This window comes from Xanthomarina arctica, assembly GCF_014638915.1.
Taxonomy (GTDB): domain Bacteria; phylum Bacteroidota; class Bacteroidia; order Flavobacteriales; family Flavobacteriaceae; genus Xanthomarina; species Xanthomarina arctica.
Genome location: NZ_BMFQ01000001.1, coordinates 1242742 through 1255657, shown reverse-complemented (window position 1 = coordinate 1255657; position 12916 = coordinate 1242742). Strand labels below are relative to the sequence as shown.

Here is a 12916-nt window from a genome sequence, read left to right as displayed (position 1 = left end):
TTTAGAATTGTTCAATTAAGTAGTTTATCAAATCTGTAGTGGTAACAATACCAACTAACTTTTTGTTATCAACAACTGGTAGTGCATGAAACTCTTTTTTAGCTAGTATTTCAGCAACTTCCTTAATGGTTGTAGATGAGTTTACACTTGTTAAGTTTTTAGCCATTACCTGCTCTATAGTAAACATATTATAAACTACAGTGTCCACATTATCTTCTTCTTCATCAATAGCATCAGCAAAACTAATTCTCAATAAATCAGTATAGCTTAACATGCCAATAATTTTTTCGCCACTAACTACAGGAATGTGTCTAATCTTTTTGCTTTTAAATAAATGTTCTGCTGTTTCTAAATCGTCTGTATGATTTAAAGTAATGACATCTTTAGTCATAATGTCTGAAATTGGTGCTCTTTTTTTCATGTGTTATCGTTTTAAATTCTATACTAAAGATACCTACACTATACATAAAAAAGAATGACAAATGTCATGTAAACAGACTAATACCCAGAAAAATTAAAATTTAACATTTGCTTTGTCTTAGCATAAATATCCGGAAATTGCGATTTAAATTGTTGCGGTGTTTCTATAAATGTTTCAATAATAACTGCTATAAATTCAAATTGATTGGTTAAGGCATATTCTCTAAAATAACCAGAAGTTATCATACGTTCTCGTAAGGTTTCTTGGCTGGCCAACATATGGTTTAATTCGTAAAAGGTATCAGTGAAAATAGTAGCACCCACATGTTTTTCCTTCATACTATTTAAATGAATGGCATGTGCAAATTCATGGATACCTAAATTAAGGTTATCATTTTCTATATCATAACCTTCCAAGAAATCAGCCCAAGACAGCACCAAGGCTTTAAATCTGAAATTATACTCACCTTTATGATACGTTTCATTGGTTTCAGAATAGAATTCGGTAGGGTAGATAAAAATCATTTTAACGGATCGAATATAAAAATTTCTGAAGCCAAAAGTGAGCATAACTGCTGTAGCAGAAATTAAAACTTTCATTTCTTCTGAAACAATAATTCCATTTCGACCTACAAATTCCTTGTTTGCAATAAATAGAGCCAAGCGATGTTCGAAAAACCGTTTCTCCTTATCTGAAAGTCGCTTGTAAAAAGTAAACTGTCTCTCTAAAATAGCCTTTTGATCTTTGGGTATTTTTTTTAACCAAATAGAAGCATGTCGATAAAGTGGTTTTCTAAAAATCATGACATATACCATTTCGACCATATTAACTAAGGCATAAAGCATTAAACCAGTTAATACAGTAACCAAAAACCCAAAGAGGATTAGGTATTCAATTGGTAATTCAGGTAGGTTAATCATAAAATACAATTTGGAGTAATATTTTGATAAATCTAGTAAATTAAAAATATAATTCAGTGAAAAACTATATATCGGAATTCTGAAATATATCAATTTGAGTGCTTACAGCTAATAAGCTATATCTTTAAACAAAAAAAACAAGCTAGATTACTTGCTTGTTTTTAGTTTTTATAGTGACCTCGAAGGGATTCGAACCCCCAACCATCAGAGCCGAAATCTGATATTCTATCCAGTTGAACTACGAGGCCAATTATGATTTTATGTTACTCTTTAAAAATTCTCTTCCTATTCCTGTTTTAAAATACTTTTCTCGAAGCATCGCTTCTTCTTTTGTCTTTTCTGCTAAAAATTTCGATAAACCTCTCAGGTTTTTAAAACCTGAAAGATTTTGTTGGTTTAAGCCAACTTAGCTCTTACTATATTTGAAATAGTCTTCCCATCTGCTTTTCCAGCTAATTCCTGACTTACTATTCCCATAACTTTTCCCATATCTTTCATGCCTTCTGCTCCAACGCTTTCAATAGTCATAACAACTACTTTTTCTATTTCTTCATCGGTTAGTGCTTCTGGTAAAAATTGAGAGATTACTTCTGCTTCAGCTAATTCTGGAGCCGCTAAATCTTCGCGACTTTGCTCCAAATAAATTGCAGCGCTATCCTTGCGTTGCTTTACTTGCTTTTGAAGTATTTTAAGCTCTTGCTCTTCGGTTAATTCTAATTTAGCTCCACTTTCTGTTTGCGCTAAAAGTATGGCCGATTTAACAGCTCTTAAAGCCGTTAAAGCCATTTGATCTTTACTTTTCATGGCCGTTTTCATGGCTGTCATGATATCTTCTTGTAAACTCATGTTTTTTGTTTTATTGCAAGCCACGAAGGTACTAAGAAAATAAGTTTTCTTCTTAAATGAATTTAAAAATTTAAAGTCTATGTGATTTTTAAAAAACCACCATTGATAAAATCACTGAAAAATATAAAACCCGAAAGATCAATTAGATCATTCGGGTTTTAAAGAAGCACTATCACTAAATTTAATCACTAAAACTTAATCTACATTATCGTGTAGAAAAGAATTATTGCTTCTAAATTGAATATCGTCGTTATCATCAATACTAACACTAGTACCAGACATATTAGATTCTGACGAGTGTTTTGATAAATCTAAATCGATTCCACGACGTTTGTATGCTGGAATTTTTTCAATTTCATCAATTTTAGATGTATTAAATTTATAATTAAAATCTTTCATTTTACGTCTACGCTCTTCAGCACGTTCTTTTAACAATTCTGAAATTGGCGTATTCATAGGATCAATTTCGTCTATAGAAGTTTCTGTTTCTTCCGATTTAATTGTTTTCTTTTCGAAAACAATTTCTTTATCGTATTCTTCAGCGATCTCCATGACCTTTTCCTGCTTTTGGTTTTTATTGATTCCAGACTCAATTTCCATATAATCGTCTAAAACATATCTTGTTTCGCCATGTTTATTAGTTTCTGTAACAGGAATTAATTCTACATAATCGTTAACAGGAATTTTTTTAATATTCTCATCCAATTTGTGCACCACAAAGTCCTCATCTTTACTTATTACAGGCGAATTGCTAATTGGCATATCGAAGGTTAGCGTAATTTGCTGTTCATCTTCAATTTCTTCTTCTTCCTGTTCTGCTTGATTTTGAACATCTGTAATAATAAAATCTTCCTCTTCAAACTTCGCTAGAACATCCTGGTAAACAACATCTATATTTCTAATAGCTCCAGTAGTTTGAATAAGGTCATTTATAGTTGTAACATTTTTTGGTTTTCCAAACGTATCTAATTCGTCTAAATCTAAAGTGTGCTTAACAACTGTTGGTTCTTTTTTTTCTAACTCAATATTAGGAGTTATAATGGCTGGAGCTTGTTCTTTTTTTATTAAATCATGTTCAAAAGGTTTATCTTCTTCTAAAGCATGAATAACTTTCTTAGTTTCTGTATTAGAAATTTCGTCTTGTTGATCGATATCAAAACCCGTTGCAATAATGGTAACAGCGATAGATTCGTCTAAAGATTCGTCTTCACCTACACCCATGATAATATTTGCACCATGACCAGCTTCGTTTTGAATATGGTCGTTAATTTCACCTATTTCATCAATAGTAATTTCTTGTGCACCAGAAACGATAAGCAACAATACGTTTTTAGCTCCAGTAATTTTATTATCGTTTAATAAAGGTGAATCCAGCGCCTTACTAATAGCGTCATGTGCTCTATTTTGACCAGAAGATGTAGCAGAACCCATAATAGCAGTTCCACTATTGCTTAATACTGTTTTAGCATCGCGTAAATCAATATTTTGCGTGTAGTGATGTGTTATTACCTCTGCAATACCACGTGCGGCAGTAGAAAGCACTTCGTCTGCTTTAGAGAACCCAGCTTTAAAGCCTAAATTTCCATATACTTCACGAAGTTTATTGTTGTTAATTACCACTAACGAATCGACCACATTACGTAAGTTCTCTATACCAATTTGCGCTTGTTCGTTACGCATTTTTCCTTCAAACTGAAAAGGCATGGTTACAATCCCAACTGTTAAAATATCTAAATCTTTAGCCATTTTAGCAATTATTGGTGCGGCTCCTGTTCCGGTTCCACCACCCATACCAGCGGTTATGAATATCATTTTAGTATTGGTATCCAACATGCGCTGTAAGTCTTCAAAACTTTCTATTGCAGATTTCTCTCCAACATCTGGATTTGCTCCAGCACCTAATCCTTCGGTTAAATTTAAACCTAATTGGATTTTGTTTGGAACTCCACTGTTTTGTAGCGCTTGTGCATCTGTATTACAAATTACAAAATCGACACCTTTTATACCTTGTTGGAACATGTGGTTGATAGCATTGCTACCTCCACCACCAACACCTATGACTTTTATAACATTTGATTGATTTTTAGGGAGATCAAATGAAATATTACCTTCGAATTCTTTGTTGCTGCTCATGAATTTCGTTTTAATTATTCTATTACTTTTTGCGATATTTAAAATATCTATGGATTAATCTTTACTTCTTTTTAAAAATTCACTCGGCATTATCGAGAAAATCTTTTACTCGTTCTGTTAACTTGTCTAAAAATGAACGTCTTTCTGGTTTTATTATTGGTTGCGGTTCTTCAATTTCTGTTTCAACTTCTGTTAAATCTTCGACTTCTTGAACCTCTTCAATAATTATTTCGGCCTTTTTTCTTTCTTGTCTTTTTAGACCATCCATTACCAAACCAACTGCTGTTGCGTATAATGGGCTTGTTATTTCTTCGTCACTATCTCCTGCCAAATGCTCGTTTGGAAAACCAATTCTGGTATCCATTCCAGTGATATATTCTACCAATTGCTTTAAGTGTTTTAATTGTGCGCCACCTCCTGTTAAAACAATTCCTGCAATAAGTTTCTTTTTCTGTTCTTCGTGACCGTAATTTTTTATTTCGGCATAAACCTGTTCTATAATTTCCACAACTCGTGCGTGAATAATTTTTGAAAGATTTTTTAATGTGATTTCTTTTGGATCTCTTCCTCTTAAACCAGGAATAGATACAATCTCATTCTCTTTATTTTCTCCTGGCCATGCAGAACCAAATTTAATTTTTAATAATTCGGCTTGCTTTTCTATAATGGAACAGCCTTCTTTGATGTCTTCTGTAATAACGTTTCCTCCAAAAGGAATAACGGCTGTATGACGAATGATACCATCTCTAAAAATGGCTAAATCTGTAGTTCCACCACCTATATCGATTAAAGCAACACCTGCTTCTTTTTCTTCCTGACTTAAAACGGCATTTGCCGATGCTAAAGGCTCCAGAGTAATCCCTTCTAAATTTAAACCTGCACTTTTAATACAACGACCTACATTTCTAATAGAAGAAACCTGACCTACAACTACATGGAAATTTGCTTCTAATCTACCTCCATACATTCCAACAGGCTCCTTAATTTCTGCTTGCCCATCTACTTTATATTCCTGTGGTAACACATGGATAATTTCTTCTCCTGGAAGCATGACTAACTTATGAACCTGATTTATTAAGCGTTCAATATCATCTTCATCTATAACTAATTCAGAATTTGCTCTGGTAATATAATCGCTGTGTTGCAAACTTCTAATATGTTGACCTGCAATCCCAACCGTTACATTTTCAATTTTAAACTCTGATGCTGCTTCTGCTTCTTGAACCGCAAGTTGGATAGATTTAATGGTTTGTGTAATATTATTTACCACCCCACGATGTACACCTAGGCTTTTGGATCTTCCAATACCTAAAATCTCCACCTTCCCATAATCGTTTTTACGACCAATCATGGCCACAATTTTTGTGGTTCCTATGTCTAATCCTACTGCTATATTGTTTTCCATAGTTTATATTTTAGTACAAACAACTTGACTTTCAAACTCCAAATTAACCGTCTTATACGTGTCAAGTGAATTTTCTTTTAAAGCTTTGTTATAGAATGCTTTTAAATTCATGATTTTTTTATCTAAATTCTTCAACGTTCCCAGCTGAATGGTAAAATTATTTTGTCTAAACTTTAAAGCAATTGTATTCTTTTCTGCTTGACGAATCTCTATCACATGTTTTCTTAAAAAATCGTCCTCATTTACCTTTTGGGCAATTTTAAATACATTGGATAGGTTGTTTTTTTCAACATTTCCAGTCACAAGAGGAACTCTTGCAGTATAATTAGATGACAAAGGCATGTAACTTCCCTGATCATCTATGTAATAAGATGCATTTGTTTGAACTCTTGCTATAGGTTTTTTTTGCTCAATATCCACCATAAATAAGCCGTTTACAGACATATACACTTGTGCGGACTTGACCATTTGATTAGAATTCAGGGCAGATTCTAAAACATTCAAATCTAAAGTTTCTTTAGGCTTATTTTTTATACTCTCGTTTTTTTGTATTAACAATTTACTAACATTCTCATGTGTTAGAAAAAGGTTGTGATCTCCTTTAAATTTTATGATTGGATCTGACACTTTTCTTAAGGCATTTTTTTCTGAAGAAAACGCATAAAGAAACACTACTAAGAATAGTAGAAGTATCATTTTTATATAGTTCCAATTAATTTTCAACGCTTAAACTTTTTTTAATATGTTTCACTTCTTCCCCAATATCTCCTGCTCCAATTGTTAATATAATGGAAGCTTGACTTTCTTTTATTTTTGAAATAATTTCTGTTTTATCTATTAACTGTTTGTTTGGGTTTTCAATTTTATCCAACAACCATTTTGATGTAATTCCTTCTATGGGTAATTCTCTTGCAGGATAGATATCTAACAACAATACCTCATCGAATTGAGAAAGACTTTTAGCGAAATCGTCTGCAAAATCTCTAGTTCTGCTGAATAAATGTGGTTGAAAAATGGCTAACACTTTTTTTCCTGGATACATTTCACGAACCGCTTGATATACCGCATTTATTTCCTCTGGATGATGTGCATAGTCGTCTATGTAAACCAAATCCTCCGTTTTAATATGATATGAAAATCTACGTTTAACTCCTTTGTAAGATGCTAATGCTTTGGCGAGCTGCTGGTGAGGGCAACCGTATTCTACAGCCATCGCCAAGGCTATTAATGCATTAGACAAATTATGTCTACCGGGTAGGTTAAATTGTATATTTTTAAGTGTTGTTTCTGGCATTTTTGCATCAAAAACATAGACACCATTTTCTATTTTTATATTTTGAACGGAATAGTCTGAATTATCTTCAATTCCATAAGTTATTCCTTTAAGTGGCAAACCATTCTTAACAAATAGCTTTCCATTTTCTTTCACTCTTTTTGAAAAATCTTCAAAAGATTTTATTAGTTCTGATGCATCTCCATAAATATCCAAATGATCGGCATCCATAGATGTAATACAAGCAATATCTGGAGAAAGCGTTAAGAAAGATCTATCAAACTCATCTGCTTCCACAACCGAAACATCGGTTCCATTAAGTATCAGATTAGAATTATAATTCTCACTTATGCCACCAAGAAAAGCTGTAACAGGAACATCACATTCCTTTAACAAATGTCCTAAAATACTTGTTGTTGTTGTTTTTCCATGTGTTCCAGCTACTGCAAGACAGAAGGTGTTTTCAGTTATGATACCTAAAATTTGAGAACGTTTTAAAACGGTAAAACTAGGTTCATTTTTAAAATAAACCAATTCCATATTTGCTTTAGGAATGGCTGGCGTATAAACAACTAAAGTAGTATCATAATTAAAAAATGGATTAGGAATGTTTGAAACCGAATCGTTAAAATGAACTTTGATACCCAAGGCTTCCAAACTATCTGTGATCTCTGTTTGGGTTTTATCATATCCTGCAACACGTTTGTTTTTGGCATGGAAATATCTGGCCAAGGCACTCATGCCAATACCACCAATTCCAATAAAATAAACGTTATCTATGTTGTCTAAATTCATATAAAACCTACTTTTTTAATAGTTTTTCTACTTCGTCTGCAATTTGTTTTGTTGCATTTACTAATGCCAATTTTTTTATGTTTTGGCTAAGCTCATTTTGCTTTTCAGCAGAAGCCATTAATTGCCCAAAATTATTTTCAAAATCCACTTCCAAATCAGATTCATGAATTAATAATGCCGCTTTTTCATTAACAATAGCCATAGCATTTTTTGTCTGATGATCTTCAGCCACATTAGGTGAAGGAATAAATATGACAGGTTTCCCTACAATACATAATTCAGAAACCGAACTTGCTCCAGCTCTTGATATAACAATATCGGAAGCCGCATAGGCATAATCCATATTATTTACAAATGCATGTACTTGCACGTGTTTGGTGTTGTTATAAATCTTGTATTGATCAAAATACAATTTGCCACATTGCCAAATAATCTGCATGTTATGACCTATGATGAAATCCAACTCTTTTTCAATTAACTCATTAATCCGTCTGGCACCTAAACTTCCACCCAAGACAAAAAGTGTCTTTTTATCTTTATCCAATTCAAAAAACGTTTGAGCTTGCGTTCTTTTCGTATCAATGTCTAACAACCCTTGTCTAACAGGATTTCCTGTTTTTATAATTTTATTCTCAGGAAAAAAACGTTCCAAGCCATCATATGCCACACAAATTTTATTGGCTTTTTTGGAAAGTAACTTATTAGTGATTCCCGGATATGAGTTTTGTTCTTGGATTAAACTAGGGATTCCTTTTGACGTTGCTACTTGCAATAAAGGACCACTTGCAAAACCTCCAGTTCCTATAACCACATCTGGTTTAAACCTATTAATTATCTTTCTGGCATTAAACAAACTGCTTATTAATTTAAAAGGAAAACTCAAGTTTTTTAATGTAAGTTCTCTTTGAATTCCTGAAATCCAAAGCCCTTCAATCTCATAACCAGCTTGAGGCACTTTATCCATCTCCATGCGATCTTTTGCACCTACAAATAAAAATTTAGCATCAGGAAAACGTTGCTTTAATTCGTTTGCAATAGCAATTGCAGGGTAGATATGTCCACCTGTTCCGCCTCCTGATAAAATAATTCTATATGTTTTTGTTGTTGACACTATCTATTTTCTTTATTCTTTATTCTATGTTCTCTTTAAATAGCTTCTGAAAGAACAGCCAATGGGTTATCCTCCTTATCTTCCTGTTCTTTTAATTCTTCTCTTTTAGCACTCACACTTAAAATAATTCCAAGAGCTAGGCACGTCATCCAGATAGAAGTTCCTCCACTACTAATTAATGGTAACGTCTGTCCGGTAACTGGAAACAATTCTACTGCAACTGCCATATTTATTAAAGCTTGAAACACGATGGGTAAACCGACGCCAAGCACTATTAATTTTCCGAAAATGGTATCAGCTTTTTGCGAAACAATGACGATTCTAAATAAAAGCCACAGATAGAATATCATTAATACAAAACCTCCAATCAATCCATATTCTTCAACAATTATAGCATAAATAAAATCTGAAGATGATTGAGGTAAAAAATTCTTTTGAATACTTTTTCCCGGTCCAACTCCTTGAATACCTCCAGTAGCTATAGCTATTTTTGCCTTTTCAATTTGATAATCGGCTTCGGTATCTCCTTCATCTGAAAAACTTTCAACACGACTCATCCAAGTATCAACCCTATTTGGCATAGCATCTGGAAAAGCTTTTGCTATTAGAACAAAAAATGATAAGGCTAGAATACCAGTTCCAACAATTACAAATAAATATTTAATAGGATACCCTCCTAAAAACACTAACATCAAAACCATAACAAACATAATGGCTGCCGTTGAAAAGTTGGCAGGCAAAATAAGTATTAACACTAGAAAAACAGGTATCCATAGCGGTAATATGGATTCTTTAAAAGTGATGGTTTGATCTTTAATCTTTGACATATATCGCGCCACAAACACCATTAAGACTACAAAAGCAAAGGTGGAGGTTTGAAAAGACATGTTAACCAATGGAATTTGAATCCACCTACTTGCATTAGCGCCATCAATGGTAGTACCTTGAAGCATTGTTATAACAAGCAATACCAGAACAACAGGGAACAAAACAATAGATAAACCCCTGAAATAACGATATGGAATTTTATGAACGGCATACATAATAGTAAAACCCAAAAACAAGTGCATTAAATGTTTCAGGAAAAAAGTAAAGGTATTTGAACTTTCTCCAACATAAGCTAGATTGCTCGCTGCGCTATACACAGGAAGGAATGAGAAAATTGCTAGCAAAGCCGCAATTGCCCAGATTAATCGATCTCCTTTTATGTTTTTAAATATGTTCATTTTTTATTCCTGCGTAGGCAGGAATCTCTTTTTTAATTTATCCCAATTATCTTATAGTAACGCATATAATATTATTAACCACCATCTTTTTTAGATTCCTGCTTTCCTACCTGCCGACAGGCATGCGCAGGAATTTATTATAAATTTCTTACTGCAGTTTTAAATTGTCTTCCTCTATCTTCATAGTTTTCAAACAAATCAAAACTTGCACAAGCTGGCGACAATAAAACATTATCTCCTGCTTCGGCTATCTTGTAAGCTATTTTAACAGCCTCATTCATAAACTGAGTTTCTACAATAACATCCACCATGGAACCAAAGTTTTCCAATAGCTTTTCGTTATCAACACCCAAGCAGATAATGGCTTTTACTTTTTCGTTTACAAATGGATATAATTCTTTATAATTATTCCCTTTATCTTGACCTCCAACAATCCATACTGTTGGCGCATCCATGCTTTCTAATGCATAATAGGTTGCATTTACATTGGTTGCCTTAGAGTCGTTTATATACTGAACTTTGTTAATTTTCAAAACACTTTCCAATCTGTGTTCCACGCCATGAAAATTCTCTAAACTTTCTCTAATGGTTTGTTTTCTAATTCTTAATAATTGAGCTACTGTTGAAGCAGCCATGGCGTTCTTAATATTGTGTTTTCCTTCTAATGCTAAGTCTTTTGCTGACATGTCTATTTGGGTGTTATCTATTGTTATAATTATCTTTTCATTTTCTAAATACGCACCATTTTCAATTTTTTTCACTAGAGAAAATGGTAATAATGTGGATTGAACTGGATGCTTTTCTAACCAATCCAGAATAACAGGATCATCGGCATCATAAATCAAATAATCTTCTTTTGTTTGGTTTAGAGCAATTCTAAATTTTGAAGCGATATAATTATCAAATTCATAATTATATCTATCCAAATGATCTGGAGTGATATTAGTTATTACAGCTATATGTGGCTTAAAATCTATAATATCATCTAACTGAAAACTACTAATCTCTAACACATAGTTTGGATAATCGTTCTCCAAAACTTGTTTCGCAAAACTGTCACCTATATTTCCTGCCAAGCCCACTTCTAGTTCTTGCTTGATAATATGATGCGCTAACGAAGCCGTTGTTGTTTTGCCATTACTTCCGGTAATACCAACAATAATGGCATTTGTATATCTGGCAGCAAACTCAATTTCTGAAACCACTTGGATCCCTTTTTTACGAATTTGTTTTACCAAAGGCGCTTTATCAGGAATTCCAGGGCTTTTCATTACCAAATCCGCATTTAGAATTTTTGACTCTGTATGGGTTTCTTCTTCCCATTCAATCTCATTATGTATAAGAACTTGTTTATATTTTTCTTTAATCTTTCCTTTATCTGAAACAAAAACCTCAAAGCCTTTTGCCTTTCCTAAAAGAGCCGTTCCAACGCCACTTTCTCCTCCGCCTAATATGACTAATCTTTGTTTTGCCATTCTATTATATCTTGAGATACTTCACTTCGACTGCGCTCAGTACAGGCTAGTTCAGCATAACAAATTTGTTATCTAATTTTCAATGTTACAATGGATATAATAGCCAACAAGATTCCAACAATCCAGAATCTGGTAACTATTTTACTTTCATGATATCCTGATTTCTGATAGTGATGATGTAAAGGCGACATTTTAAAAATACGCCTACCCTCTCCATATTTCTTCTTGGTATATTTAAACCAGCTAACCTGCATGACTACGGATAAGTTTTCAGCTAAGAAAATACCGCACAACACAGGTATTAACCATTCTTTTCTTACGGCAATTGCAATTACAGCTATAATACCACCAATGGTTAAACTTCCGGTATCTCCCATAAATACTTGAGCCGGATAAGTATTATACCATAAAAACCCAATTAGAGCCCCAACAAAGGCCGCGATATATATAGTAATTTCCTCGACTCTTGGGATATACATGATGTTGAGATAATCTGAAAAAACAATATTTCCAGACACAAAAGCAAAGATTCCCAGAGTAAGCACAATAATGGCGGATGTTCCTGCTGCTAAGCCGTCAATTCCATCTGTTAAATTGGCACCATTTGAAACAGCTGTGATAATAAAAATAACAATTGGAATAAAAATAATCCAAGCGTATTTTGCCCAATCTGAATTTACCCAAGCAATAATATCAGCATAATCAAACTCATTCGCTTTTACAAACGGAATGGTAGTTTTAGTTGAACGCTCTTCGTCTTGAAACAACTTAGCTGACTCCACTTTAGGGTTTGCCGCTAAAATTTCTTGTTGTTGCGCGATTGGTAATTTTTCCTTTAAAGTAACATCTGGATGAAAATACAGGGTAGTTCCAACAATGATTCCTAAACCAACTTGGCCAAGTACTTTAAACTTTCCTTTTAGTCCTTCTTTATCTTTTTTGAATTTTTTAATATAATCGTCTATAAAACCAATGGTTCCCATCCAAAGTGTTGTAATAATAAGAAGGATGATGTATATGTTTTCCAATTTCGCTAAAAGCAAAACAGGAATAAGCGTGGCTAGAATAATGATAATTCCACCCATAGTTGGAGTTCCAGCTTTTTCAACCTGCCCTTCTAGACCTAAATCTCTAATAGTTTCTCCTACTTGCTGTTTTTGTAAATATCTAATAATACGTCTTCCGAATATGGTAGAAATTAACAACGACAAAATAATAGCCATAGCCGCTCTAAAGGTGATATAACCAAAAAGTCTAGCTCCAGGAATTTGGAAATGCGTGTCTAAATATTCGAACAGGTAATACAGCATA

11 protein-coding genes and 1 tRNA gene are annotated in these 12916 nt (G+C 33.3%); all 12 read right to left on the bottom strand.

The window, feature by feature from the left end:
- Position 1: 1 nt before the first annotated feature.
- The gene (locus tag IEV77_RS05430; protein ID WP_188462569.1) at positions 2-421 is read right to left on the bottom strand and encodes a CBS domain-containing protein; all 420 of its coding nucleotides are present in this window, start codon (positions 419-421) and stop codon (positions 2-4) included.
- 77 nt (positions 422-498) lie between these two features.
- Positions 499-1341, bottom strand: a complete 843-nt coding sequence (locus IEV77_RS05425) for a zinc-dependent peptidase (protein WP_188462567.1) — start codon at positions 1339-1341, stop codon at positions 499-501.
- A gap of 174 nt (positions 1342-1515) precedes the next feature.
- A tRNA-Arg gene (locus IEV77_RS05420) sits at positions 1516-1589 on the bottom strand.
- 148 nt (positions 1590-1737) lie between these two features.
- Positions 1738-2187: a GatB/YqeY domain-containing protein gene (locus tag IEV77_RS05415; RefSeq protein ID WP_188462564.1), complete on the bottom strand. Its 450-nt coding sequence runs from the start codon at positions 2185-2187 to the stop codon at positions 1738-1740.
- A 195-nt stretch (positions 2188-2382) separates the two neighbouring features.
- The gene (gene ftsZ, locus IEV77_RS05410; protein ID WP_188462562.1) at positions 2383-4320 is read right to left on the bottom strand and encodes a cell division protein FtsZ; all 1938 of its coding nucleotides are present in this window, start codon (positions 4318-4320) and stop codon (positions 2383-2385) included.
- A gap of 79 nt (positions 4321-4399) precedes the next feature.
- Positions 4400-5725, bottom strand: a complete 1326-nt coding sequence (gene ftsA, locus IEV77_RS05405) for a cell division protein FtsA (protein ID WP_188462560.1) — start codon at positions 5723-5725, stop codon at positions 4400-4402.
- Between the two features lie 3 nt (positions 5726-5728).
- Positions 5729-6421: a cell division protein FtsQ/DivIB gene (locus tag IEV77_RS05400; RefSeq protein WP_229736586.1), complete on the bottom strand. Its 693-nt coding sequence runs from the start codon at positions 6419-6421 to the stop codon at positions 5729-5731.
- Positions 6422-6437: 16 nt separating this feature from the next.
- Positions 6438-7793, bottom strand: coding sequence for a UDP-N-acetylmuramate--L-alanine ligase (murC, locus tag IEV77_RS05395; protein WP_188462557.1), 1356 nt, complete (start codon positions 7791-7793; stop codon positions 6438-6440).
- Positions 7794-7800: 7 nt separating this feature from the next.
- Positions 7801-8904, bottom strand: a complete 1104-nt coding sequence (gene murG, locus IEV77_RS05390; RefSeq protein WP_229736585.1) for an undecaprenyldiphospho-muramoylpentapeptide beta-N-acetylglucosaminyltransferase — start codon at positions 8902-8904, stop codon at positions 7801-7803.
- A 35-nt stretch (positions 8905-8939) separates the two neighbouring features.
- The gene (locus IEV77_RS05385; protein WP_188462555.1) at positions 8940-10130 is read right to left on the bottom strand and encodes an FtsW/RodA/SpoVE family cell cycle protein; all 1191 of its coding nucleotides are present in this window, start codon (positions 10128-10130) and stop codon (positions 8940-8942) included.
- 137 nt (positions 10131-10267) lie between these two features.
- Entirely contained in the window at positions 10268-11605 is a 1338-nt protein-coding gene (murD, locus tag IEV77_RS05380) for a UDP-N-acetylmuramoyl-L-alanine--D-glutamate ligase (protein ID WP_188462553.1), read from the bottom strand.
- A gap of 68 nt (positions 11606-11673) precedes the next feature.
- Positions 11674-12915, bottom strand: coding sequence for a phospho-N-acetylmuramoyl-pentapeptide-transferase (gene mraY, locus IEV77_RS05375; protein WP_188462552.1), 1242 nt, complete (start codon positions 12913-12915; stop codon positions 11674-11676).
- Between the last annotated feature and the right edge of the window lies 1 nt (position 12916).